Annotated in this window: 22 protein-coding genes; 15 read left to right on the top strand and 7 right to left on the bottom strand. The window is 46.8% G+C overall.

Annotation, left to right across the window (positions count from 1 at the left end; all coding sequences use genetic code 11):
* The first annotated feature begins 7 nt into the window (after nucleotides 1-7).
* Both PMG71_RS01865 and PMG71_RS01860 read left to right on the top strand, forming a co-directional pair.
* Nucleotides 8-343: a DUF6883 domain-containing protein gene (locus tag PMG71_RS01865; RefSeq protein ID WP_283751939.1), complete on the top strand. Its 336-nt coding sequence runs from the start codon at nucleotides 8-10 to the stop codon at nucleotides 341-343.
* A 21-nt stretch (nucleotides 344-364) separates the two neighbouring features.
* Nucleotides 365-586 carry a DUF4926 domain-containing protein gene (locus tag PMG71_RS01860; RefSeq protein ID WP_283751938.1) on the top strand — a complete coding sequence of 74 codons (222 nt, stop codon included), beginning with the start codon at nucleotides 365-367 and terminating at the stop codon, nucleotides 584-586.
* Between the two features lie 44 nt (nucleotides 587-630).
* On the opposite strand, the gene galT is transcribed toward PMG71_RS01860, so the two are convergent.
* Entirely contained in the window at nucleotides 631-1,620 is a 990-nt protein-coding gene (gene galT / locus PMG71_RS01855) for a galactose-1-phosphate uridylyltransferase (protein ID WP_347179175.1), read from the bottom strand.
* A 329-nt stretch (nucleotides 1,621-1,949) separates the two neighbouring features.
* Here galT and PMG71_RS01850 point away from each other — a divergent pair, with 329 nt between their 5' ends.
* Nucleotides 1,950-4,439 carry an ATP-binding protein gene (locus PMG71_RS01850; RefSeq protein WP_283751936.1) on the top strand — a complete coding sequence of 830 codons (2,490 nt, stop codon included), beginning with the start codon at nucleotides 1,950-1,952 and terminating at the stop codon, nucleotides 4,437-4,439.
* On the opposite strand, the gene tmk is transcribed toward PMG71_RS01850, so the two are convergent.
* Entirely contained in the window at nucleotides 4,436-5,104 is a 669-nt protein-coding gene (gene tmk / locus PMG71_RS01845) for a dTMP kinase (protein WP_283751935.1), read from the bottom strand. The two genes, PMG71_RS01850 and tmk, sit on opposite strands and share 4 nt — an antisense overlap.
* 122 nt (nucleotides 5,105-5,226) lie before the next feature.
* Between tmk and PMG71_RS01840 the strand changes: the two genes are divergently transcribed.
* Nucleotides 5,227-5,574, top strand: coding sequence for a hypothetical protein (locus tag PMG71_RS01840; protein ID WP_283751934.1), 348 nt, complete (start codon nucleotides 5,227-5,229; stop codon nucleotides 5,572-5,574).
* A 119-nt stretch (nucleotides 5,575-5,693) separates the two neighbouring features.
* Here PMG71_RS01840 and PMG71_RS01835 read toward each other — a convergent pair whose 3' ends face one another.
* Together PMG71_RS01835 and PMG71_RS01830 are read right to left on the bottom strand one after the other, a co-directional pair.
* Nucleotides 5,694-6,128, bottom strand: a complete 435-nt coding sequence (locus PMG71_RS01835; protein WP_283751933.1) for an FHA domain-containing protein — start codon at nucleotides 6,126-6,128, stop codon at nucleotides 5,694-5,696.
* 231 nt (nucleotides 6,129-6,359) lie between these two features.
* The gene (locus tag PMG71_RS01830) at nucleotides 6,360-8,702 is read right to left on the bottom strand and encodes a heavy metal translocating P-type ATPase (protein ID WP_283751932.1); all 2,343 of its coding nucleotides are present in this window, start codon (nucleotides 8,700-8,702) and stop codon (nucleotides 6,360-6,362) included.
* 287 nt (nucleotides 8,703-8,989) lie between these two features.
* Here PMG71_RS01830 and PMG71_RS01825 point away from each other — a divergent pair, with 287 nt between their 5' ends.
* From PMG71_RS01825 to lspA, 10 genes are all read left to right on the top strand, one after another.
* Nucleotides 8,990-9,223: a hypothetical protein gene (locus tag PMG71_RS01825; RefSeq protein ID WP_283751931.1), complete on the top strand. Its 234-nt coding sequence runs from the start codon at nucleotides 8,990-8,992 to the stop codon at nucleotides 9,221-9,223.
* A gap of 135 nt (nucleotides 9,224-9,358) precedes the next feature.
* Nucleotides 9,359-16,456, top strand: a complete 7,098-nt coding sequence (locus tag PMG71_RS01820; RefSeq protein WP_283751930.1) for a non-ribosomal peptide synthetase — start codon at nucleotides 9,359-9,361, stop codon at nucleotides 16,454-16,456.
* An 88-nt stretch (nucleotides 16,457-16,544) separates the two neighbouring features.
* A complete protein-coding gene (locus PMG71_RS01815) occupies nucleotides 16,545-16,844 on the top strand; it encodes a hypothetical protein (RefSeq protein WP_283751929.1) in 300 nt (99 codons plus the stop codon).
* Nucleotides 16,841-16,975, top strand: a complete 135-nt coding sequence (locus PMG71_RS01810) for a PIN domain-containing protein (protein WP_283751928.1) — start codon at nucleotides 16,841-16,843, stop codon at nucleotides 16,973-16,975. Before PMG71_RS01815 ends, PMG71_RS01810 begins: the two co-directional genes overlap by 4 nt.
* A gap of 83 nt (nucleotides 16,976-17,058) precedes the next feature.
* Entirely contained in the window at nucleotides 17,059-17,358 is a 300-nt protein-coding gene (locus PMG71_RS01805; protein ID WP_283751927.1) for a hypothetical protein, read from the top strand.
* Nucleotides 17,352-17,771 carry a PIN domain-containing protein gene (locus PMG71_RS01800; protein WP_283751926.1) on the top strand — a complete coding sequence of 140 codons (420 nt, stop codon included), beginning with the start codon at nucleotides 17,352-17,354 and terminating at the stop codon, nucleotides 17,769-17,771. The genes PMG71_RS01805 and PMG71_RS01800 overlap by 7 nt, the downstream gene beginning before the upstream one ends.
* 81 nt (nucleotides 17,772-17,852) lie before the next feature.
* Complete coding sequence (locus PMG71_RS01795) at nucleotides 17,853-18,362, top strand: hypothetical protein (protein ID WP_283751925.1); 510 nt, start codon at nucleotides 17,853-17,855, stop codon at nucleotides 18,360-18,362.
* A gap of 63 nt (nucleotides 18,363-18,425) precedes the next feature.
* Nucleotides 18,426-19,526: a biotin synthase BioB gene (gene bioB / locus PMG71_RS01790; RefSeq protein WP_283751924.1), complete on the top strand. Its 1,101-nt coding sequence runs from the start codon at nucleotides 18,426-18,428 to the stop codon at nucleotides 19,524-19,526.
* An 11-nt stretch (nucleotides 19,527-19,537) separates the two neighbouring features.
* Nucleotides 19,538-20,122 (top strand): biotin transporter BioY, encoded by a 585-nt coding sequence (locus PMG71_RS01785; protein ID WP_283751923.1) that lies wholly within the window; start codon nucleotides 19,538-19,540, stop codon nucleotides 20,120-20,122.
* Nucleotides 20,123-20,151: 29 nt separating this feature from the next.
* Complete coding sequence (gene lspA, locus PMG71_RS01780; protein WP_283751922.1) at nucleotides 20,152-20,628, top strand: signal peptidase II; 477 nt, start codon at nucleotides 20,152-20,154, stop codon at nucleotides 20,626-20,628.
* 20 nt (nucleotides 20,629-20,648) lie between these two features.
* On the opposite strand, the gene PMG71_RS01775 is transcribed toward lspA, so the two are convergent.
* Nucleotides 20,649-21,731, bottom strand: a complete 1,083-nt coding sequence (locus PMG71_RS01775; RefSeq protein WP_283751921.1) for a Gfo/Idh/MocA family protein — start codon at nucleotides 21,729-21,731, stop codon at nucleotides 20,649-20,651.
* Between the two features lie 138 nt (nucleotides 21,732-21,869).
* Complete coding sequence (locus PMG71_RS01770; RefSeq protein ID WP_283751920.1) at nucleotides 21,870-23,978, bottom strand: hypothetical protein; 2,109 nt, start codon at nucleotides 23,976-23,978, stop codon at nucleotides 21,870-21,872.
* 123 nt (nucleotides 23,979-24,101) lie between these two features.
* Here PMG71_RS01770 and PMG71_RS01765 point away from each other — a divergent pair, with 123 nt between their 5' ends.
* Nucleotides 24,102-25,445, top strand: a complete 1,344-nt coding sequence (locus PMG71_RS01765; protein WP_283751919.1) for a proton extrusion protein PcxA — start codon at nucleotides 24,102-24,104, stop codon at nucleotides 25,443-25,445.
* Nucleotides 25,446-25,457: 12 nt separating this feature from the next.
* Here the strand turns inward: PMG71_RS01765 and PMG71_RS01760 are convergent, their stop codons facing one another.
* Nucleotides 25,458-26,366 carry an ion channel gene (locus tag PMG71_RS01760; RefSeq protein WP_283751918.1) on the bottom strand — a complete coding sequence of 303 codons (909 nt, stop codon included), beginning with the start codon at nucleotides 26,364-26,366 and terminating at the stop codon, nucleotides 25,458-25,460.
* Nucleotides 26,367-26,429 lie beyond the last annotated feature (63 nt).

Below are 26,429 nucleotides of genomic sequence, written 5' to 3'. Positions count from 1 at the left end.
TCTCCCCATGATCCTTCCCTATGCTGAGAATGCAGTTGTGGATATCCGCAAACTTCGGGACTACTGCCTTAACTTAGACCATAATGATGGTAAGCACAAAGCTCGGTTGTTTTTGTCTCTTCTAGGGATGAGTGCCAATGACGCAGAAGGGTTACGGGAAATTTTATTAGAGAGGGTTGGCACGGAAGAAGCACAACTGGGCAGGCGAGATGAATTTGGACAACGTTACACGGTGGACTTTACCCTAGAATGGGAGCGTCGATCTGCCAGAGTCCGTAGTGGTTGGATTCTCGAACACAGTTCAAAAATCCCTAAATTAACCACCTGTTACCCTCTCACGTAACTTAACATGGAGGATCTCAAGATGAATACTAAAACTATCGAGTTATTAGATGTGGTTGCTCTGACGGTTGACCTACCTGAATATGGTTTATCCCAGGGACAAGTGGGAACTGTAGTCGAAATCTTAGCTAATGGAGTAGCTTTTGAGGTTGAGTTTACCGACCAGCATACCGGAAAAACCTATGAATCTTTGGGCTTACGTCCCCAGCAACTGATGGTGTTGCACTTTTCAATACTCCAGTAATCAGGAACCCAAGTAGCTACCTAAACCGGTTTCACCCCATCTCCCTATTCGCGCAAAAACTGAGCATCCCATTCCGGCAAAGAAGGATTAATACTCACACTTGAGGCAATTTCAAACCCCGCAGGAGTGGTTAACCGGGGTCGAATTTGGCAATACCAGTGAACTTGGGGTTCTTCCGCCTTATAGCGAGCGGCCGTATTGATAATGTAGTTATAGTCTGGGTCATTAAGTTTGTCTGATAACCGGGTGAGAACACTTTGGAGCATGGAAGCAAAATCCGCTTTTTCCGTATCGGTCATACTGCCAAAATCCGCTTCATGATGTTTTGGGGCGATCGATATTTCAAACGGTACTTCCGCCGCAAACGGTACGAATGCCAAAAATGAATTATTCTCTTCCAGTATCCGCGTTTCTTCCTTGTACTCAAACTTGAGAATATCGCAGTACAAGCATCTACCCCAGTCATCATAATAGCGTTGGGCTTCCTCCTCTCGCCAGCGACGCTGTTGAGGCACAATACTGGTAATGATAATTTGGGAATGGGGATGGGACTGGGAAGCCCCTGCCCGTTGTCCGTGGTTGCGAAAGATAATCCCCATCATGCTTTCATGCTCCTGCATCAAATCGATGTAGCGGTGATGATAGGTTTCCACGATCAACTCTACTTCCGAGAGATCCATGGTGGGAATATCCTTCTCATGATCTGGACTTTCAATGATCACCTCATGGCGACCATAACCTGGCATCATGAGATATATACCATGGGAAGAGCGCATGGTATTACCTTGAGTCGAAAGTGCTGGATAGCGATTGGCAACAACACGGGTTTGCCACCCAGAACCGTTCGCTTTAGGCAATTCTAGTAAAATATCTTCCTCTTCATGGCTGCCACCTGGACAAAAAGGGCAAGGAAGGGCGATCGGATGCTCAATAGTAGATAATTGTCGCAAATCCTGGGGACGGTGCTTTCTTTTGGGAGCATAAATGACCCATTCCCTGGTCACCTTATTCAGTCGGATGTGGTTACCTTCGATATCTTGCACTTGAATCCCACGTCAGAATTTCTTAGATTTGCCTACCTTACTTTAACCTCTAATCCGGCTCTGAAACCGGCGATCGGCACATTCGAGTTGAATCTACCGTGCTTTTACGACTTTAGAAGTTCTGTTTAAGTCTTGCGCTACAATAGATTTCTAGTGGTGTTAAGCATCATTTGAGCCAGATGCTCATCTTCCAGGATGGCGATTCTACCTTGTACCAAGATCTACGGTGACAGTTTTTGGGATGTTACCCTGAACTCCACACCTCTTAACTTTTTTTTACACTCCGTACAAAAATCTCAATCTAATCGACTCTTTTAACCATGAACACTCAATTCAATATTAGCTTGCGCCGCTCTCGCAACTGGACGATGGCCCAACAAGAAGCCGTTTATTTCCCCACAGTCATTCAGCCCCATGGGGCTTTATTGGTTTTAACCGAACCGGACTTAAACATTATCCAAGTCAGTGAAAATGTCCAATCCTTTCTGGGCTATGCTCCGGAGTCTCTCCTGAATCAACCTCTATCTATATTGTTAGAATCCTCACAACTGCAACAGGTTCAAAATTATTTAACACATCTGGATTTTGAGAAAAACAATCCCCTGAATATCCAATTTAAGAACAGGGAGGAGATGGAGTTTAGGGCAAGGATGTACCGTCAAGATAATGGTCTGATTCTAGAGTTAGAAACAAATACGGATCGAGATTTGAATCAATCACTCAGGTTTTATCATCTCACCCAAGAATGTGCCAGGCAACTGACGGCTGCTCAAACTCTGGAAGAAGTATGTAAGATTGCAGTCAAAAAAATCCGCAAAATCACTCGATTCGATCGAGTCATGCTTTATAAGTTTTATGAAGATAACCATGGCAGTGTGATCGCTGAATCTAAACGAGAGGATTTAGAGTCCTATTTAGGATTACATTATCCCGACATTGATATTCCTGAAGAATCCAGAAATTTGTTTCTCAAACACTGGTCGAGGTCGATTGTTGATGTCAATGCAGATGGGATAGAAATAGTGCCTAGGATTAATCCCCTGACTCAGAAGCCCACAGATTTGAAACAGTCCGGATTAAGAGGCACATCAAGCTGTCATCTGGAATATTTGAGAAATATGGGTGTCCAGGCTTCAATGACCCTTTCCTTGATTAAAAATCAACAACTTTGGGGATTAATTGCCTGCCACCATTATACTCCCCTGTCTATTTCTTTCGATCGACGATCTGCCTGTGAATTTTTAGCTCAGTCTTTATCGTTGGAGTTGGTTTATAAGGAACATAATGAAGACTATGAATATAAGTTGGAGCTGAAAGATATTCAGTCCCGGTTATTGGAGTCGATGTCGAATACCGAAAACTATGTCGATGGCTTGGTTGAAAATAAAAATAATTTATTGGATTTGGTAGGCGCAACAGGGGCAGCGATTTGTTTTGGCGATCGCCTGACTTTAATTGGTAAAACGCCCGATAGTAACTATATCAAAGAATTCATAGAGGATCTCGATCGCTATATGGGTGAATCTCGTTTTTTTTCCACAACTTGTTTGACTGATATAGACCCGAAAGCTGCCGTTTATAAAAATGTAGCTAGTGGGATATTAGCCATAAAAATTGCAGCCACTCAAGATAAATATCTGATTTGGTTTCGCCCAGAAGTATTGCAGACTGTTCATTGGGCAGGGAACCCAGAAGAGAGTTTGCGGAATTATTACAATTCTGATTTACTTTGTCCTAGACAATCTTTTGAGTTGTGGAAAGAAACCGTTGTTTTACAATCTACTTCTTGGAAAAAATGTGAGATTGATGCAGCGTTAAGTCTGCAAAAGTCCATTATTAAAATTGTTTTGAAGAAAGCAGATGAGTTGGCAAAAGTCAATGAGTCCTTGAGAATTTCTGAAGCGAAAGAAAAAGAAAAATCCCTACAACTTGAGCAAACACTTCTGGAACTTAAACAAACTCAAACTCACTTGATTCAAAGTGAAAAAATGTCTAGTTTAGGGCAATTAGTAGCTGGGATTGCCCATGAAATTAATAATCCCGTTAATTTCATTTATGGCAATCTATCCCATGCTGAGAATTATGCCCACGATCTACTGTCTATTCTTGAACTTTATCAAAAGTTTTATCCCATACCTCCTGAAGAGGTGCAGCAAGAATGTGAAGAGGTTGATTTGGAGTTTATCGTGGAGGATTTACCTAAATTACTCCAGTCGATGCAAATTGGAGCCGATCGCATTCGAGGTATTGTGCGATCCTTACGGAATTTCTCTCGTCTAGATGAAAGTGAAGTCAAGCCGGTGAATATTCATGAAGGGATTGAGAGTACCTTGCTGATCTTAAATAATCGGCTGAAGTCGAAATCCCATCGTCCAGAAATTCAAGTGGTCAAAAATTATGGGGATCTGCCTCTGATTGAATGCTATCCGAGTCAGTTAAATCAGGTTTTTATGAATTTGATTGCTAATGCTCTTGATGCCTTGGAGGAAGGGAATATAAAACAAAATTTGAGTTATCAGGCGTTGGAGAGCGCTCCCAATGAAATTAGGATTTCTACTTCTGTCTATTCTCCAGGGGATTCGGGCAGAAATTGGGCGGTGATTGAGATTGGGGATAATGGATTGGGGATTCCTGAATCAATACAGTCTCGACTTTTTGATCCATTTTTCACGACTAAACCGATGGGTGAGGGGACAGGGATGGGATTAGCAATTAGTTATCAAATTATTGTGGAGAAACATAAAGGAAAATTAACTTGTACTTCTAAGCTGGGTGAGGGGACAACGTTCTGGATTGAAATTCCGGTCTAAATCGAGTTTTTCCCATCCTGTAATCGGGGGTTGAGAGCGGCACGAATCTGAGCTTGTACCTGGTTTGCTGCTAAATTGGCATCAATCCGAATAATCCGCTCTGGATAGGTTTTCGCTAGGGTTTCAAAGCCTTGTTGGACGCGATGATGAAAGGCAAAATCGGCTTGTTCTATGCGATCGGCTGATGCCCTTTGGCGCATTCGCTCTAGTCCGGTTTCTACGTCTACATCTAACCATAGGGTTAAATCGCTTTTGATGCCTTGTGTGGCAATTTGATTGAGTTGATCGATTAAATCGAGACTTAAACCGCGACCATAACCCTGATAGGCTATGGTGGAGTCTGTAAAGCGATCGCATAAAATGATGTGGCCTGCCTTGAGTGCGGGTTGGATGAACTCCTGAATATGTTGGGCGCGATCGGCTGCATAGAGTAATAGCTCTGAGGTGTCATACACCAATGCATCTGCCAATAAAACCTCCCGTAGACGTTCGCCTAAAGGTGTGCCCCCTGGTTCTCTGGTAATGAGTACCTGTTGAGAGAGCCAAGATTTAAGCCAGTCGGAGGTTTTCTGGATTTGGGTTGTTTTACCTGCCCCTTCAATTCCCTCAAACACAATGAGTTTGCCCAATCCATTAGAAAAAGGCTGTAATGCTTCCACAATCATAAGTTTATGCGATTCTATCTATCCTAGTTATCCTCTCATATCAACAATAGAGGGTAATGACTGGTAAGATGAGTTTCGATAATATAGTAAGAATTATCCGTGTTTTACGTCCGGAGTGTTTTATGGCTCGGTACACTTGTTTATTTACAGTAGCGCTTCCCAACAAAAATCTCCGGCAGTCGTTGATTGAGATTCTCAAATCTTTGAATATTGAGGTTCAATACGATAGAGCCGAGTACCTCATGGGACGGGAAAAGCCCGGTAAAGTCCCTTTTGGCAAATTGGTAACTGTGGAAGTGCTAATTGATAACACAACCGCTACTGAAACTGAAATTAAAATGACCTTAGTGGCTAAAAACGAAGAACTGCCTTTACAACTCAACAATCACTGTCATCAACTGTTCCAACAGGTGAGCGAGCAAATTCAAGAGAGTAGTCAGTTGAAGTTGATTGACACGGTTCCAGGGTAAGTCGATGGAAAGGAATGAGGGATGAGCAAACTCTGGTTTGAGTTGTTCCCGTTCCTTGACAAGTGGCTTACTGCTTTAACGGGTCAGCAATGCTGATTACCTATTGTTAGTGCATAGCGCTATATATCGTCTTCACCCATCATGCCGGGGCTAATCAAGGTAATATCAAATTCGTCTGAGGCTGGAGTGGTGACTACATTTTCACGGACTAATAGATAGTAGCTGGCTCGGACTTGGGGGCCAAAAACAATTTCATCTTCATTCTTGAGGTCATGGGTGGGGACTTTTTTGCCGTTGACCATAATCCCATTGGCACTGCCTTTGCCTTTAAGGTTGCCATCAACGATGCGGTAATAGTAATTTCCGTCTTCTTTGGGTAAGCGGACTAAGGTTGCATGGCGACGAGAGACAAACTGGGAGTAAAGACGAATATCGCTCTGTTCATGGCGACCGATGGAGTAGACGGGGGCTTCGAGGGTAAATTCTCGCCGTCCCTTATCGTCTTCAATAATGAGGAGATGGTTTTGGTTAGATTGGGCAGAAGTTTCGGTCATTATTTTAGCTTACACCTATTGAATAACATCAATACTTTATGGTCTCGTCCTCACTTAAGAGGATTTAGGGATGGGGTAAAGGACAAGAAGCCGATTTTACCGTAAATTTCGGGATACTGTTTCTAGTTTAAACGCTCTGGATGGAGATTAGGGTTATTCATTTTGATTCGTTGTCGGCAAAACATCAGTGAAATAACTGGGGAATTGGGGGCCCTATTTTTGAATACAAAGTCATAATTTTAATGGATTGTCGCCAGATTGTGAAGTCGGGTAACGTCGGCGCAGGAGGAGGGAGTTGGTGACGACACTGACGGAACTGAAGGCCATGAATGCAGCAGCAGTGGCTGGAGAGAGGAGAATTCCGAATTGGGGGAGCAGGAGACCGGCGGCTAGGGGGATGGCGAGGATGTTGTAGGCAAAGGCCCAAAAGAGGTTTTGGCGAATTTTGCTGAAGGTGTCTCGACCGAGGGTGATGGCTTGGGGAAGGTCGGTGAGCCGATCGCCGATTAAAACCAGTTGTGCGGTATCCATGGCTACTTCTGTGGCGCTCTGGAGGGCAATACCGACATCGGCTTGGGCGAGGGCGGGAGCATCGTTAATGCCGTCTCCAACCATGGCGACGTGGGCAGATTTTTGTAACTTAGCGATCGCCTCTGCTTTGGCTTCGGGTTTCACTTCTGCCTGGATTTCGTCGCTTTTAAGTCCCAGTTTTTCGCCTACGGCTTGGGCGGTGGCTTGGCGATCGCCGGTTAACATCATTACTTTTAACCCCATCTGCCGCAGTTTCTCTAGGGTTTCTTTGGCTTGGGGACGGAGGGGATCGATGATGGCTAACCATCCGGCCCATTGCCCATTGAGGGCGATCGCCACCACGGTTTTACCTTCTTGGGCCAGTTGATCGATCTTCTCCGTATTTTCCGGTAAAGTTACATTTTGTTGTGCCAACCATTCTGGGGTTCCTAAGAGTACCTTTTGTTGTTCCACCCAGGCTTGTACCCCATAACCGGCAATGGTTTGGAAGTTTTCGGCTGGGGGTAAAATAAGGTCTTGCTCTTGGGCTGCGTTGAGGATGGCACGGGCGAGGGGATGGTTGGTTCCCTGTTCCACGGCTGCGGCAATGCTCAGGAGGCGATTCTTACTCCAACCTAATTCGGGATTGGGGATACAATCGGTAACTTGGGGTGTACCTTGGGTGAGGGTTCCGGTTTTGTCAAATACGATCGAGTCGATAGAATTGAGTTGTTGTAGGGCTTGTCCCCCTTTGATGAGAATGCCTTGTTTTGCGCCAATTCCTGTGCCGACTAAGAGGGCTGTGGGGGTAGCCAAACCTAGGGCACAGGGACAAGCAATGACTAAAACGGCGATCGCCAATTTTAAGCTCAGTAGCAGGGGAGAATAGGGGGTTTCACCGGTTGCCAGGACATGGGGCCAGAGTTGCACCCCCACCAGTTGCCAGAAGAGGAAGGTTAAGGTGGAAAGGGTCATGATGCCATAAACAAAATAACCTGCCACTGTATCCGCCAGTTCTTGAATCGGCGCTTTACGGGTTTGGGCCCTTTCCACCCATTGGATAATTTGCCCCAGGGTGGTGTCTGAACCTACGCGGGTGGTTTCCAGGGTGACGAGTCCCGACTCATTCACCGTTCCCGCACTCACGAAATCTCCCCCTTGTTTGGCTACGGGGATGGCTTCGCCGGTAATCATACTTTCATTGACCGTGGTTTCTCCCCCCACAATGCGCCCATCCACGGGAAAGAGTTCTCCTGGTAGCACCCGCAACCATTCCCCCACTTTCACGGTTTCGGCGGCAATATCGACTGGGGTTTCATCGGCACTTGACCCCACAGGAATCAGGTGCGCTCGTTTGGGTTGGAGGCCTAAGAGGGCGCTGAGATCGGCGGCTGCTTGGCTTCTGGCTCTAGCTTCGAGGGTACGCCCCAGGAGAATGAAGCCGAGGAGCATGACGGGTTCATCAAAGAAGCATTCCCATCCGGTTTGGGGAAAGAGTAGGGCAATGGTACTGGTGGTGTAGGCGGCGATCGCCCCCAAGCCCACTAAACTGTTCATATTGGGGCTATTCTTCCACAATCCCCGCGCTCCTTCCAGGATAATAGCTCGCCCCGGAAACAAGAGGGCGAGGGTGGCTAAACCCCAGTGAAATGCCATGGAACTGAGCAGGGGTAAATCATGGAATCCATGGCCAGTAAAGGAGAGGAGCAATAGGGTCGCGGCGATCGCCAACTCTTTTTGATGTGCCTTTAGTTCTTCTTGATACCGTTTTTGGGGAGAAAGTGAGGAATTACCGAGGCTTTCCGGCGATCGCAGTTGGCTCGGAAATCCCGATTCCGTCAGCTTCTCAGCTAACTGATTCCCATTAAGCGCTCCAATTTCATACTCTACTGCCGCAACCGCAGTTACTAAATTAACACAAGCAGAGCGAACCCCTGGCTGTTGCGTTAGTTGTCGTTCTACAGCTTGGACGCATCCGGCACATTTCATCCCCGTCACATCTAAGGTTAGGGTTTCTAGGGATACGGAATTTTCAGGGACTGGGGTTTGGGAAACAACTGGCATAGACAACTTTAGAACTCTCCACGACAATCTTTGGTCTAGTTTAATGAAAAATTAAAAATTAAAAATGATTACGGGTTTCCTCTTCTGTTTTACTCTAGACAGTAGGATAAACGCTTTCTGGTAGGTTGGCAATTATGCGGTCTTCTAATTATGAATTTGATAATTCCCAAAATGTGCTGATTGGGCAATTAGCCAATCGCATGAAATTTGTTAGTATTTTTTTAATAATTGGTGGAGTTCTGACGGCAGTCTTGGGACTGTTTTGAGCAGCAGAAGGTATCGGAGAAATGATTTCAGGAGTAGCCGATTTTTTAATCGGCATTTGGACATATCAAGCTTCTACTGCCTTTAAGCGCATTGTGGATACTCAAGGTCAGGATATTGAGAACTTAATGGGAGCGTTAGGAGAATTGCGAAAACTCTATACCTTACAGTATTGGGTTTTGATCCTTACCCTTGTGGCTCTAGCTGTAGTCTTTGGCTTGGGTGTGGTTTTAGGATTATTTGGTGCTTTAGGCTAAGGGTTAATGGCGATCTAAAACTCATCCTCTCCATCTTTCTTCTGCCTCAATTTCTATCTCGACAATCCCTCGCCATCTGATAAAATAAACCTGGAACTTACCCTAGTTGCCAAGTTGAACTGGAAAAATCAGTCTATGGCCACAGCATCAGAAGGCGATCGCCCATTAACCTCCTGGAACCATACACAAGCAGACTATCCCCACGACAAGTGTATCCATCAGTTATTTGCCGCCCAAGTCGAGCGAACCCCCGACTCGGTGGCAGTTGTATTCGAGGATGAACAACTCACCTATCGGGAACTGAACCAACGGGCTAACCAATTGGCTGGGTACTTGCAAGGGTTGGGAGTTGGGCCAGAGGTCTTGGTCGGTCTGTGCGTCGATCGCTCCTTGGATATGGTAGTGGCCATGGTGGGAATCCTCAAAGCCGGTGGCGCTTACGTTCCCTTAGACCCCGCTTATCCCAAAGAACGTCTTGACTTCATGGTAGAAGATGCGGCTTTGTCAATTGTCGTCACCCAAGAGAAACTCATATCGGGTTTGACAGCACCTTCTCTGAAGTTAGTTAACTTAGATAATGACTGGGAAAAGATATCGCAGCAGAGTCAGGACAATCCAGAGAGTGATGTTAATCCTGAAAATTTAGCCTACATTATCTACACTTCCGGCTCTACCGGCAAACCCAAAGGAGTGCAAACTACCCATCGTTCGGTGGTTAATTTATTAAATTCAATTGCTGCCGAACCCGGATTGAGTGCCTCGGATACGATGGTTGCCGTCACCACCATTTCTTTTGATGTTTCAGTCCCAGAACTCTATGGGCCGTTAACCGTCGGCGGAAAAATCATTATTGTCAGTCGCGAAGTGGCCAAAGACCCCGCAAAATTAATGGAGTCGCTCAAGCAACAAAACGCTACGGTGATGTCAGCCACTCCAGCCACTTGGCGAATGTTGTTGGATGCAGGTTGGACTGGCAGCCAACAACTGAAAGTTATTTCCACCGGAGAGCGCTTACCGAGGAAATTAGCTAACCCATTATTAGAAAAATCTGCCTCTCTGTGGAACTTGTACGGCCCGACAGAGATTACCGTTTGGGCAACCCTGTATCGAGTGGAACCGGGAGAAGGAAATGTGGCGATCGGGCGACCCATTGCCAACACTCAGACTTATATTTTAGATTCTGATCGAGAACCCGTTCCCATTGGCGAACCCGGAGAACTGCATATCGGAGGTTTAGGTTTAGCACGGGGATATTTGAACAGACCAGAACTCACCGCCGAAAAATTTATTCCTAATCCCTTTAGCCAAGACCCCAACTCCCGTCTCTACAAAACCGGAGATTTAGCTCGCTATCTTCCCGACGGCAATATTGAATATCTCGGACGCATCGACCACCAAGTAAAAGTCCGGGGCTATCGCATCGAACTCGGAGAAATTGAAACCACCCTCAGCCAAAACCCAGAAGTCAAACAAGCGATCGTTGAAGCACGGGAAGATGTCCCCAACGCAAAACGCTTAGTGGCGTACATTGTTCCCAGTTCTACCACTGACGAGCAAAATCCAGAAGAGGTCAGCGAACAGACCCAAAAATGGCAGAAAATCTGGGATGAGGCTTATATCCAGCCTGACGAAGCTCAAGACGGAAGCTTTCATATTGGCGGCTGGAACGACTCTTATACGGGGAAAGACCTCGACCCCGAACAAGTCCGAGAATGGGTAGAGCATACCGTAGAGCGGATTCTTGGTTTGCAGCCCAATCGATTATTAGAAATTGGCTGCGGGACAGGGTTGCTGTTGTTTCGGATAGCGCCCCAATGCCAGTATTACTACGCTACCGATCTATCTGGGGAAGCCATTCGTTACCTAGAAGGACAAATCGGCAATCAAGAGTTAGCCAAGTCCGTCATGCTACGTCAGTCTCCTGCGGATGGATTAGCGGAAATTGTCAAAGAAAACTTTGATACTGCTATCTCGAATTCGGTGATTCAGTTTTTCCCCAGTATCGATTATTTAGTACAAGTTATCGAAACGGCGGTATCGTTAGTCGAACCAGGAGGTCAAATTTTCCTAGGAGACATCCTGAGTTTGCCCCTGTTGGAAGCGTTTCATACTTCGGTGCAGTTATATCAAGCGTCCGATTCCCTATCAGTAACACAATTACGACATCGCATTCAAGATCGGCTCTCGCGAGAACAACGACTCATCATCAACCCTGATTTCTTCATCGCTCTCAAACAACATTTGCCCCAAATTAGCCATGTAGAAATTCAACTCAAGCGCGGGCATTATCAAAACGAACTCACTCGCTTTCGCTACGATGTGGTTCTTCATATCGGCAAAAAAACACCGACTCCCACAAATCCACCCGTTGTTCTAAACTGGCAACAAGATTCCCAAGATTGGGGGGCAAGGGAGGCAGGGCAAGATAATTTAACTGCCCGATTTAAAACGCTAAAGCGTTTACTACAAACGTCATCCCCAGAAATACTCGTTGTCAGCAGCGTTCCCAACGCCAGAATTTGGCAAGACTTACAGGCAATAGAACGATTAGCTAGTCCAGAATGTCCCGACACCGCAGGGGAATTACGGCAACACATTTCTCCAGGAGGAATTGAACCCGAAAATTGGTGGCAATTGGAATCCGAAATAGATTATCGGATTAACATTACTGGGTCAGGCAATAGTGGCGAAGCTTACTATGATGTAGTATTCCTGCGTTCTGACACTAACATCATTCCAGATTGCAGCATAATTTCACCTCCAGAAAACGAACTCAAACCCTGGAGCGCTTATGCCAATCAGCCCTACACAGGAAAGAAACACCATCAACTCATTCCTCAGTTGCGCGAGTTTCTCCAAGAAAAACTGCCCGATTATATGATGCCATCGGCATTTGTTGTTCTCGACAAACTGCCCCTAAGTCCGAGTGGAAAAGTCGATCGCCGCGCCCTACCTGCCCCAGATAAGTCTCGCCCAGTTCTCGATGTAGAATTAGTAGCCCCGCGAACTCCCACCGAAGAAATTCTGGCCGGACTTTGGGCAGACGTGCTAAATCTCAATGAAATTGGAGTCTTAGACAACTTCTTTATGTTAGGAGGTGACTCCATCCAAGCCACGCAACTGATTTCGCGAGTTCGAGATACCTTTGGCATAGAACTATCTCTGCATCGTTTATTTGAATCGCCGACTGTGGCAGAATTGAGCGAAACCCTCTTAGGGGCTTCTCGGCAACAATTCGCTCCCATCCAACCTGTACCAAGAGATGGAGAATTGCCCCTATCTTTTGCCGAACAACGCCTCTGGTTTCTCGACCAATTACAGGAAGGAAGTGTTGCCTATAACGAGCAAGAAGGGCTACGTTTGAGAGGTTCGCTACAAGTCAACGGGCTAAAGCAAGCCTTGCAAGAAATAGTCCGCCGTCACGAGAGCTTGCGAACTAATTATCAAGCCGTGGATGGTTCTCCAGTCCGAGTAATTCACCCGGAACAAGAACTCAAAATGCCCGTTGTTGATTTACAGAATTTGCCCGTAGAAGAACGGCTCAAAGAAGTGCAGCATTTGGGTGAGCAAGAAATTCAGAAACCTTTTAACCTAGCCAACGCTCCTTTACTGCGAGTCACTTTATTACAGTTAGCAGCCGATGACTATGTACTGTTGTTGACAATGCACCACATTATTACCGATGGTTGGTCAACGGGAGTATTGAGCCACGAGTTAGAAGTTCTTTACGGGGCTTATGTTCAAGGAAAACCCTCACCCTTACCGCCACTGCCAATTCAATATGCTGATTTTGCCGGTTGGCAGCGACAACCCACTACGGCTGAAATCCTAGCCCCACAACTGGATTACTGGAAACAACAGTTAGCTGGAGTACCTCCTTTATTAGAATTGCCCACGGACTATCCTCGTAAAACGGTGCAGACGGCTAACGGAGGCAAAGAGTTTTTTGAACTTGGGGTCGAATTTACGGAACGGCTCAAACGTCTGAGTCAAGAGTTGGGAGTGACTCTGTTTATGACGCTATTTGCTACATTTAGCACGTTACTTTATCGCTATAGCGGTCAAGAAGATATTGTAGTCGGTACGCCCATTGCTAACCGCAACCGCAGCGAAATCGAAGGACTAATCGGCTTTTTTGTGAATACTCTGGTGTTGCGAAGTCAATTGGACGGCGACTTGAGTTTCTCCGAACTCTTGCAACAGGTGCGGCAAACTTGTTTGGATGCTTATGCCCATCAGGATGTGCCGTTTGAGCAGTTGGTGGAGGCGTTGCAACCGGAACGCAGCCTCAGCCACTCGCCCATTTTTCAGGTCATATTTGCCTTGCAAAATGCACCGATGAAACCTCTGGAGTTACCGGAGATTAGTTTTAATTGGTTGCAGATGGAAAGTGCCAAGGCCAAGTTCGATCTAACGCTGTCGATGGAAGAAGCTGAAGCGGGATTAATTGGCTATTGGGAATATAATCGCGATTTGTTTGATGCGGCAACGATTCGTCGGATGATGGGGCATTTTCAGACTTTGCTAGAAGGAATTCTGGCTAATCCAAAAGCGCCAGTTAGCGAACTGCCGTTATTAACAGAACCGGAACGTCATCAATTATTAGTAGAGTGGAACGATACCAAAGTCGAATATCCCCAGGATAAGTGCATTCATCAGTTGTTTGAAGAACAGGTGGAACAGAATCCCGATGCTGTAGCCGTAGTTTTTGAGGAAGAACGGCTAACCTATCGGGAGTTAAATTGTCGGGCGAATCAACTGGCACATTATTTACGCTCTTTAGGAGTCGAACCGGAAGTATTAGTGGGGATATGTGTAGAGCGATCGCTCTCTATGGTAGTAGGAATCTTAGGGATTCTCAAAGCAGGCGGGGCTTATGTTCCGATCGATCCCAATTCTCCAGCAGAGCGCTCAACCTTTATGCTCACCGATGCTGGAATTTCAATTCTGCTGACACAAGAAAAACTCAAATCTACAATTCCTTCCCTGCCTGATGTGGCAATTTGTTTAGATACCGACTGGCATCAGATTGCACAGCAGGCTACAACCAATCTGACAACCCCCGTCACATTTAACTCTCTCGCCTACATCATCTATACTTCCGGTTCCACGGGACAACCGAAGGGCGTATTAATTCAACACGATAATGTAGTGCGCTTGTTTGCCACAACTGAGTCCTGGTTTGGCTTCAATAACAATGATGTTTGGACTCTATTTCATTCCTACGCTTTTGATTTTTCCGTGTGGGAAATATGGGGAGCATTGCTTTACGGAGGATGTTTGGTGGTGGTTCCTTATTGGATTTCGCGATCGCCCCAAGACTTTTATCAACTCCTTTGTCAACATAAAGTCACGGTTCTCAATCAAACTCCTTCAGCCTTTCGGCAGTTAATTCAAATCGAGGAGTTAAGCGAAACCCAAGAACCTCTGAACCTGCGTTTGGTAATTTTTGGGGGAGAAGCTTTGGAAATCAAGAGTCTAGAACCGTGGTTCGATCGACATGGCGATCGCTCTCCTCAACTGATTAATATGTATGGCATTACGGAAACGACAGTCCACGTCACCTATCGTCCATTAACGATCTCGGATCTAAACCGTAATAGTAGCCCAATCGGTTTGCCGATTTCCGATTTACAGGTTTATATCCTAGACAGCCATCTTCAACCAGTTCCCATTGGCATACCAGGAGAACTCCATATTGGCGGTGCGGGATTAGCGCGAGGCTATCTCAACCGTCCCGAATTAACCACCCAAAAATTTATCCCCAATCCCTTTAGCGACGAACCCGGTTCGCGCCTATACAAAACAGGCGATTTAGCCCGCTATCTCCCGGATGGCAACATCGAATTCATTGGACGCATTGACAACCAAGTAAAAATTCGAGGCTTCCGCATCGAACTTGGGGAAATCGAAGCTACGTTAACTCAACACCCAGAAATTAGCTCGGCTGTGGTTATTGTTCGCGAAGACTCTCCAGGGGACAAGCGTCTCGTTGCTTATATCGTTGCCAAAGAAGAAGTGGCATCCTCTGACTGGCGCGGTTTCCTGAAAACCAAGCTACCTGACTACATGATACCGAGTGCTTATGTCTTTTTAGAGGCAATTCCTCTAACTCCCAACGGAAAATGCGATCGCGAAGCGTTGCGGATGCAATATCGCCGCGCCCTTCCTGCACCGGATACAGAACATCAACAAGTAAATGCGATCGCCCCCCGCAGTACCACCGAACTGCAACTTTCTCAAATTTGGTCGGAAGTTCTCAATATTCCCACCGTGGGAGTCCGAGACAATTTCTTTGACTTGGGCGGTCATTCCCTATTAGCGGTGCGGTTGATGGCTCGCATCGAACAGCAGTTGGGCATTCATCTACCTTTGACAACGCTATTTACCGAACCGACGATTGAAAGCCAAGCTCATTTGCTTTCTTCCCAAAGCAATGTTCGCTCCCATGCTCCCTTAGTTCCCATTCAAACCACAGGAGACTTACCCCCATTTTTCTGCGTGCATCCTGTTGGCGGTAATGTTCTCTGTTATGCCGAGTTAGCGCGACATCTGGGCAACAACCAACCCTTTTATGGCTTGCAGTCTCTGGGGTTATCTGGCGAACAGGAACCATTAACAAAAATAGAGGAGATGGCGGCGATTTATATAGAAGCCTTACAACAAATTCAACCCCAAGGCCCTTATTATTTAGGCGGTTGGTCGATGGGTGGAGTCGTGGCTTGGGAAATGGCGCGACAGTTGCAAGCCTTGGGACAAAATGTTGAGCTATTGGCGTTAATTGACAGTTATGCACCCAGCCAGAATAAAAAACCTATCGATGATACTTTTTTGATTAATGCTCTATTGGAGGATCTTGGCGGGATATTTGGCAAAGAGTTCTCGATTTCCGCTCAGGAAATCCAGCCACTTCAACCAGCAGAACAATTAAGTTCCATCCTGAATGAAGCCAAACGCCTGAATATTTTGCCCCCAGAAATATCCCTGGAACAGATGGGTCGATTGTTTGAGGTTTTCAAAGCTAACCTGAAGGCAATATACGATTATCAACCTCAGCCTTATTCGGGTCGAGTGGCTCTGTTTTCAGCCAGTGAGTCAAAAGAAGACCGAGGGTGGAAGGCTTGGGTAACAGGAGCATTGGAAACTTATATGATTCCCGGCGACCATTATGAAATAATGCTGCCACCCCATGTCCAGATTCTCGCCCAAAAGCTGGGAGCTTGCTTGAATTAGGTTAAAGAGCGATCTAACGGATGCGATCGCTAAAATAACTAGAGAAGCTTTATTCTTGAGCATGGCCCATTAACTCCAAGGAAGACTTATGACTCAAAGCACTATAGACAAAGATGCACTCACCGCCAGGATATCCCGGATAGTCGAGGAGCTGATGGAGAAGGAAAGCTGGTTTCGAGAAAAACTAGACCTAGAGGAAATGGTCAACTATGTATCCGGCTTGATAGAAGAATATTTGAGTACCGATGAACTCCAAGAGATTGACGATGAAGATCTGAGCGATCGCATCCATAAAGTCCTAACCCTAGAGGCAGCCTCTGGAATGTTAGACGACTTCACGCCAGAGCAAATGGAAATATTCGACGCTGCTGTAAAAAGAGGGGGATGAGACTCGAAGATGCCGATATTTTTATCGCTGCGATCGCCAGAGTTAGAGAATTAGTCTTGGTTTCTCACGACTCGGATATGCTGCGAGTTCCGGAACTGACGGTAGAAGACTGGCTGGTAACGACCACATAAGGCGATCCGCTTTTTGCCGTGGCGATCGCTAAAATAAATAGAGAAGCTTGAGAATGACAAGGGATTAAACATAAGGAGGCGTTATGAATCAAAGCACTATAGAGAAAGATGCACTCACGGCCAGAATATCCCGGATAGTCGAGGAGCTGATGGAGAAGGAAAGCTGGTTTCGTGAAAAACTAGACCTAGAGGAAATGGTCAACTATATATCCGGCTTGATAGAAGAACACCTGAGTCCCGATGAACTCCAAGAGATTGACGATGAAGATCTGAGCGATCGCATCGATAAAGTCTTAGCGTGGGAGGCAGCCTCTGGAATGTTAGACGACTTCACGCCGGAGCAAATGGAACTATTCGATGCTGCTGTAGAGGGAAGATGGTAAGAAAAGATTACCTACTGGATACCAATGTGGTTTCAGCCATTCTGAGGAAAAATTTGACAGTAAAGCAGAAGCTAGTCCAGCTATCCGTACAAAAGAAAAGAGCCTATATCAGTGGCATAACTTACTACGAAGTCAAACGGGGTTTGATGGCGAGCAATGCTACCAGGAAACTAGCTGAGTTTGAGAGAATTTGTAGGCGAACTCCAATACTATTCTGGAACGATATCGCCATTCTGGAGAAAGCCGCAGAAATCCATGCTTATTTAAAGAAGAGGGGGATGAGGCTCGAAGATGCGGATATTTTTATCGCGGCGATCGCCATAATTAGAGAATTAGTCTTGGTTTCTCATGACTCGGATATGCTGCGAGTTCCGGAACTGACGGTAGAAGACTGGCTGGTAACAGGGGGATAAGGATCTCAATTGCATAAAAATTACGTTAAACTCGGAAATCATCAAGGGGTTCACCTGCCGTTGAATTGAGGAGTGTAGATTATGAAGCATTATTTACAAAAAATTCTAGGTTTAGGGGCGATCGCCCTCGGAACTCTCAGCTTAAATCCCCAACCCGCCCAAGCCCAAGCCGCCTATGGCAGCTACATCGGCGTTGGCCCCGCCTTTGGTTTAGTTGAAGGACAAGGAGGGAGCCGACAAATAGCCGGAGTCATTGCCGTGCGCTACAAATTCCTAGAAGTCCCCCTCTCCATGCGCGTACAAGGGTTTGTCTTGGGGGGTTCAGCCGCAGTGGTTCCGACCCTATCCTACGATTTTCCCCTCAACTGGCAAACCGATGCCTATATCGGTGCAGGCTATTCCTTTGCCAATGGAGATGAAGCTTCCCCTTTAGGCAATCAAAACGGCTTTGCCCTACAACCGGGAATTGATTATATGATTCCGTCGAGTAATGCCGTGATTTTTGGTAATGCGGTGATCGCCTTTGATGCCTATCGCAACACCGGAGAAACAGCAGTTTCCCTACAAGGGGGAATTGGCTTGAGATTTTAGCTGGGCCTAAATGGGGTGATACAATGCATTTGCATTAATGTTACTTAAGAACAGGGGCTGGACGTGGTTCAAGCACCATTATCCAATTCATCTCAGGGGTTAGGCCGATCGCCTAACCCCGCAACCCTCCCTAATGAATCTTCATTAGCCGTACAACTCGATCGCCTCAGCGATCGGATTATTGCCGGAAAACGGCTCACCAGAGCAGAAGCCCTGGCACTCACCCAAATTGAAGGCCAGGATAACATTCTCCTACTCTGTGCCGCCGCCGATCGCGTGCGTCAAGAATGCTGTGGTAACGTCGTCGATCTGTGCAGTATCGGCAACGTTAAATCCGGCAGTTGTTCCGAAAACTGCGGCTTTTGTGCCCAGTCTGCCCACCATCCCGGCAAAGACTCCCCCATTTACGGACTCAAATCCACAGAAGAGATTTTAGCCCAAGCTAAAGCTGCCGCAGCCGCAGGTGCAAAACGGTTCTGTTTGGTGAGTCAGGGACGGGGGCCAAAATATAGCAGCTCTAAATCCCAAGAATTTGCCCAGGTTTTAGAAACGGTTCGTCAAATTATTGACCAAACCGACATTAAGCCCTGTTGCGCCCTCGGTGAAGTCACCCCCGAACAAGCCCAGGCCCTTAAAGAGGCTGGTGTAACCCGCTATAACCATAACCTAGAAGCCTCTGAGGGCTTTTTCCCGTCCATTGTCAGCACCCACCAATGGGGCGATCGCGTGGAAACCATCAAAAACCTCAAAGCCGTGGGCATTCAAGCCTGTGCGGGCGGCATTTTAGGCATGGGAGAAAGCTGGGAAGACCGGGTTGATTTAGCCCTCTCCTTGCGGGAGTTAGAAGTCGAATCTGTACCCTTAAATCTGCTCAATCCCCGCGAAGGAACACCGTTAGGGGAGCGCCCCCGACTCGATCCCTATGAAGCGCTAAAGGCGATCGCCATTTTCCGCCTCATCCTACCCGAACAAATCATCCGCTATGCCGGTGGGCGGGAAGTCGTCATGGGAGAACTCCAAGCCCTAGGGCTACAAGCTGGCATTAACGCCATGCTCATTGGTCACTATCTCACCACCCTAGGACAACCTCCAGAAGCCGACCATCAAATGCTCACTTCTTTAGGACTCGAAGGGGGAGAAGCCCCCATTCCTGGACAACATTGAAATCCAGCAGTGTGATTCGTTTAAATGAACTCTTGTGGGCCTTTATTGGCCTACTGCTCACCATTGGGGGAACCTTTTTAGAAGCCTTTATCGCTTCCCCCAAATTCTCTTTTCAAGACTATCTTTTATCCCTCCATTCCCTAGGGGTAAACTATCAGATTGGAGCCGTTTTATTAGTCGGGTGCATGGGTGGCAAAAAAGCCGGAGTTTTATCCCAAATTGGCTATTTAATCATGGGATTAACCTGGTTTCCCGTCTTTTTCGACGGAGGAGGATTAGGCTATCTTACACAACCCTCCTTTGGCTATTTACTCGGATTTATCCCAGGAGCCTGGATTTGTGGGGTATTAGCCTTTCGCTTTGCCCCGCGCTTAGAATATTTAGCCCTCAGTTGTCTCGGTGGATTAGTCGGCATTCATCTCACCGGAATCTTATATATAAGTTTGACTCAACTCTTGTCCTGGAGTTCAGAAAGCGGCCAACAGCTTTTAGAGGAAATTACCAAATATTCCCTGCTTGCCCTTCCCGGACACCTAGTTGTTGCTTGTGCCGCCACAGTTATTGCTTATTTATTGCGCCATCTGATGTTCTATTAAATAAATCAGGGAAAAGTCCATAAGAGAAGATGAAATTGAACAAAAATTCCCTATTTTGGATACTGGCGTTCATCAGTTTAATCTTGGATCACCTGGCCAAATTTTGGGTGATCCAAAACTTCGCATTACATGAGAGTTTGCCCCTCATATCCGGTGTTTTCCATTTTACCTATGTCCGCAATTATGGCGCAGCCTTTAGCTTATTTAGCGAAAACGGGGAATGGTTGCGTTGGCTCTCGTTAGGAGTGAGTTTGGCACTCATGGGTTTGGCTCTATATGGGCCAAAAATGACACGCTGGGAACAAGCCGGTTATGGCTTTATATTAGGCGGTGCTTTGGGCAATGGAATAGACCGCTTTGTGGCTGGGTATGTGGTTGATTTTCTCGATTTTCGCTTGATTAACTTTCCGGTCTTTAATTTAGCAGATGTGGCCATTAATATCGGTATTATTTGCTTGTTAATCGCTACGGTTTATCCGGAAATAAGGAGAAAGAGACAGGGTTAATCTCATTACTTTTCAGGATGCTAAACCGTAACAATGGAAGAATGGAGGTTATGGGAAGATGGGCTGTCTAAGCCATGCCAAGATTGACCCTCTAGGGCCATGTGTTCAATAGAACTGGCTAACCGCAGCGCTCTCAGGGCTTGCTCACCCCCAACCGAGGGTTGGTCACCTCCCCGTACACAAGTGACAAAATGCTCTAATTCAGCATGAAGGGGTTCGATATTACTGGTATAAACTTTTTCAATTAATCCATCCTGACGATAGAGGACTTGACCGTATTCGGTGCGATAGTTGGCGGTGGTTTGGCGATGGATTAAAATTTCGTTGTTGAGAAAATCAGCTTCGGTGAGGGAATTCTTGCAATGGGCAGCGATGCGGCGAATTTTGCAATGGGTGACTTTACTGGCGGTGAGAGTGGCAATGATGCCATTTTCAAAGCCGAGAGTGGCGGTGACATAATCTAAATATCCAGAATTGGAAGCTCGATTTCCACTAGCAGTGAGCTTTTTGACGGGAGCGGCGGCTAATTCTAGGAGTAGGTCAATATCATGAATCATTAAGTCTAAAACCACGGAGACATCATTGGCGCGGTTAGAGTAGGGACTCATGCGATGGGCTTCTAGGGCGAGAATTTCTTCGGTTTTGAGGACTTTGCTCAGTTCTTGAAAGGCGGGGTTAAAGCGCTCGATATGGCCGACTTGGAGAATGCAGTTACATTCGGCTGCTAGATTGACTAGGTTTTCCGCTTCTTCGATACTAGCAGCGATGGGTTTTTCGATGAGGACATGGACTCCGGCTTCTAAACAGGCTCTGCCGACTTCGTGGTGGAGACGGGTGGGAACGGCGATGCAGACGGCATCGATGTGGGGGAGAAGGTCATGATAGTTCTCGAAGAAGCGGATGCGATATTTTCCAGCAGTGTCGAGTCCCCGTTCGATGTCTACGTCAGAGATGCCAATTAGGTGTACATCTTTGAGCAAACTTAAGACGCGGGTATGATGTTGGCCCATGTGACCGACACCAATGACTCCGATGCGGATAGGTTTAAGGGGATTACGGGGTTCTCGGTCTTCTGTTCTCACATCCTCATTTCCCGATGACATGGTACTTTGCACTCCTGTCTACTCCACCACTGACGGCGATCGCCATTTTTTTAGCTTAATCGAACCACCAAGATAGTAACATAGCTACTGAAATCTGAAGCGTATTTGCTCCAGGCGATCGCTTGGAAAAGCAGGATTTTAATCGATGGAAAGGTTGCTTTGACCTATCAGTTCCTGACTGGCGCTCACTAAAGCCAATAAGGGGCCGGTTTGTTCTGTACCATTGACGGCTAGATCGCTGTGGCACAGATAGAGGCGCTCTTCTACACGACTGAGTAAGTCTAGTAAGATGCGTCTGAGTCGTTCTTCGTCGGATTCTTGCATGTGTTCGACTGTCCAGGGTTTTCCTAAACGGTGCTGTAAAAATAGGGGAGCAGCCCAGAGGTTCGCGGCTCCTCCTTTGAGCCATAGGGGGGAACTGGCATCGAGCCAAAAGTGACATCGGTGGGAGAGGCGACTGGAACGGTATTGGAAGATGGTGGCGAGGGTGACGGCGTTGGCTTTGGGGCCGGTGGGTCGCACGGGGTAGGGGTTGGCGGTGATTGTGCCTTGGCGCAGGAGTTGGATAAATTGGGGTAGGGGGGAGTGGTGGGGATGGAGGCGATGATGGGTTTGCCAGTAGTGATGGGCGGTTTCCATGAGTTCGCGGATGGCGGCGAGTTGGTCGTAGGGGAGGGTATGGCAGAGGTAAAAGCGGGTAATGGCGCGGTCGAGGAAGATGAGGGGGGTGCTGAGGAGGCGTTCTGAGTGTTCTTTTTTTTGGCTTTCGATCCAGGTGCGGATTTGGTTGTAGGCGGTGCTGGGACGATAGCCTAGCCGATCGCGTCGATCGAAGACTTCTAGGGGGAGGAGGTGGGGATGGTCGGGATCGGGGACGTAGCAGCGATCGCCGATTAGTCCGGCTCGTACGGGGTCGATCCAGTAGGGAGGGGGTTGGTTGGGTTGGGGGGTTCCCAGGAGGGGATGGCTGAGGATGATGAGCATTTCGGCGATCGCTTCTCGGTTGATGAGTCGCCCTAAACCGGGATAGACGAGGGCGAGCAGGGTGAGGAGAGCGCGAATCAGGGGGGAGGCGATCAGGGGCCGCTGTTCGTTGAGGGGACGTAGGGGAATGTTGGCTCGATCGAGGAGATGGAGGAGGGTATAGCGGGCGATGTCGTCTAGTCCTGGGGCGATGATGGCGATGTCTTGGGGGGGGATGTGTTGATGGTGAATAGCGTCGATGAGGGTTTCGGCGGTTTCTCGCAGAAGTTGCGATCGCGAAATGGTTTGCAGGGATTGGATCTGTGCTGGGGGTAGGAGAATGGGTTGGGCGAAGAGGGGGTTAATGATTTGTTCGATTTGTTCGAGGTCGAGAGTTCTGGCTAGTCCTGAGTTAGGCTGATTTCCCAGATCTTCAATTTGGCAGCGTTGGGCAATTTGGGCTAGATACTGGGGGTCGGCGCTGAGGCCGAGGCGAATACCGCCCTTGGGGTTGTAGGTGAATAGACAGGGGCGCTGATGCTCTAGAAAGAGTTCAAATAGAGGCCGCATGAGGGCGGGATATTCGTCTACGTCATCGGCGCAGAGGCTCTGATAGCGCTGTAGGAGATAGGTTTGGTAGGGGCGATCGCCAATGAGATGCTGTCCATAGAGGTCTAGGGCTAGTCCATAGGTGAGCCAGCCATGGGTTAAGCACCAACTGCGCCACTGGTTGAGTGCCGCGCCGATATTTTCCCAGAGATCGGGGGTTTTGCTTAGGCTTCCGAGTTGTCCTTGTTCGAGAAGGGTGGGGATATCGGCGATCGCCACCCCACTGGCAGCCGCTAGGGCCCAGGTATCGAGGAGTTGCCGCACCAAGCGCAGGGGGGAAACCCCTTCTAAACTGAGGGCTTCCCGGTCTAGATCGTCTTGCCATAGAGCTTGGGCTAATTCTTGTTCGGTTTCTGGCCGCAGATGTAGGGGAAACTGGGATTCTATCTCCAGTTGCTGCATGAGTTGGGGCCAAAATAAACTGACTTGATTGATGCAGAAGCCTAGGGGGGTGGTTGTTTGGCTGAATAGTCCGCCTTTAGGGGGGTCTAATGTGGTGAGGCGATCGTCTAAATCTAGGCGATTATCTCCCGTTGCGGCAAACACCAAAATCATCGGGTTCGCGATCGCACCGGCATCTGATTGTAGCCCAACTTGCTCGCCAATGTACTCCACCAAACGGCGGGTTTTACCACTGCGGGACGGCCCCACTATCCAAAGAGAATCTAAAGACACGCTACACGAGTTAGAACACATTTGATAAGATACAGTCCATGGCGATCGAGCCTTAGAACTCACAATCCCCTCCCCGGAAAGATTTCACCCTGCTCCCTTTGTCTCTGAACTTCCTAAAATCCTATGGCTAAAGGCTCTCCCTGGCAAAAGCTTCAATCTTCTTTTCGCTTCCTCAACCGTTGGTTTTGGCAAACCCCCGATCGCGCCTTAGATGATGCCTATGAAGCTGTACTCAAAATTCAGGCGATCGAAGATGAATACTTTGGGGGAGAAAAGATCGTTCCTAATTCTCCCCAATATAATACCACAGTTCAGTCCTATTTTAAACGGGAACTAGCCAACAACTTAAACACCGCTCGCATTCGTTTATCCGAATTCAGCACCAGCCGTTTATTGGTCAACTCTTCCTCTCGCAAATTAGCCAATAGTCTCTGGGAATCCACCAACATCAACCTAGACAAAGATGCCATTGAAGACTCCCAAATTGTAGAAAAACTCACCACAATCGATCAAGTCCTCAGTCGATACAACGCTCGACCCGAAAATACCCCAGCATCCTCCAACTCTAAAGCCGTTATTCCCTTCGAGCAATCCCAATCTCTAAGCATACCCAAATCCAAACCTCTACCACCACCCACCGTCGAAGAAATTACCAATGCAGAAACCATTTCCGATCAATCCAGCTTTCTGCCTCGCACGATCTTAGGAACCTTCAAACGAGTTCAAAAAGAACTCGATCCCAAAACCGAAGAAGAATTAATGAATCGGTTTCGGATCTCTAAATTCAAAACCATTATTTCCCTCAGATTCATCTTACTCGCATTTCTGATTCCCCTATTAACCCAACAAATTGCCAACAACTTCATTGTCGGCCCCATTGTCGATAAATTTAAGGAAAAAGATCAAATTTCTGTTTTTCTCAATGAAGACATGGAAGCCGAAGCTTTCATGGAGTTAGAAAAATTTGAAAGCCAGCTTAAATTTGAAATGCTCATTGGCGATCTTCCCGAACTCAGTCCCAAGGAAATCCAAGAAGAGCTTCAGCATAAAGCAGAAGAAATCAAAGAAGAGTTTAGAACCGAAAGTTCAGATGCAGTAAAAAACATCTTCTCTGACTTTTTTGCCTTTGTTGCTTTTGGCTGGGTTATCTATACCAGTAAGCGAGAAATTACCGTTCTTAAATCTTTCATGGATGACCTAGTATATGGCTTAAGTGATAGTGCCAAAGCCTTCATTATTATCCTGTTTACTGATATGTTCGTTGGGTTCCACTCTCCCCATGGTTGGGAAGTGATTCTCGAAGGCTTATCCCGACATTTTGGACTCCCTGAAAGTCGAGAATTTATCTTCCTCTTTATCGCTACTTTTCCGGTTATCCTAGATACGGTCTTTAAGTATTGGATTTTCCGCTACCTCAACCGTATTTCTCCTTCCGCAGTTGCTACTTATAAGGAAATGAATGAGTAAGGACTTATCTTCTTATTCTCCATCCTGCAAGGGTTGGACATCATGGAAATGGGTATAATCAATACAGCGCGTTCCTTTTTTGTTCGTCGAAACCACATTCACAAAAGTCACATCACATCTCAGATCTTCTGGATGATACAAATACCGAGAATGGATAGTTTGGGAAACGGTTTCATCTAATCCTGTTAGGGTGATAATAATTTCCGGTTGCCACTGGTCTATATTCTCTGGAGTAAAGCCATAATGGTAAAATGGACTCTGTTCATCAATCGGATGCATAATCATCCAACTAAGCACTAAAAAAGGATTCTGCGATCTCACTAAATTAATATCAACAATCCGCCGTAAGCTATGACCTTCTAGAGTGGTTTCTTGGGGTAATAAAACACTGACTCTAACCTGGGCTTCCACAATCCAGTTATTGCGTTGATTGGCTAGTCTAAACATCAAAGTTGGTTTTCCCTGATAAGGAGCAATAATTGCCACTTGACTAAATAAAACCCGTGCCGTTGGTTTAGAAAATCTGGCAAATAATAAGCCGGTTGCTACGGCAAATCCTAATAACCCCAATAAGGCTTCAAAGGTGACGATAATATGAGTATATAGGCTGGTCGGATAAAATGATCCATAACCAATAGTGGACATGGTTTGCACGCTAAAGAAAAAGGCATCAGCAAAGGAACCCGGTTGAGCATTAGCAATGCCATTCCCTCCGACTAAATAAGCGAGAGCAAAGAGGATATTGGTGATTAGATATAAGACTAGGATTAAGCAAAAAAACTGCCACCACTCCATGGCGAGTAAAGCATGATATAAATCACTCCAATGGGGATAGCCTTCGACCAACTGAATGAAGTTCACTTTACCAAATTGTTTCTGAAATTGCTTTAAGCTCCGTTTTTTGCGAGATTTATTGATCATGGTGGAAGTTCGGTGGTAAAGTATATGGTATCTATTATAAAAGTAAACATCAAATAAACATAA

Origin of the sequence: Roseofilum acuticapitatum BLCC-M154, from assembly GCF_030068475.1 — a bacterium.
GTDB classification, from domain to species: Bacteria; Cyanobacteriota; Cyanobacteriia; order Cyanobacteriales; family Desertifilaceae; genus Roseofilum; species Roseofilum acuticapitatum.
The sequence above is the reverse complement of the archived record's forward strand: the minus strand, read 5'-3'. Positions and strand labels throughout refer to the sequence as shown.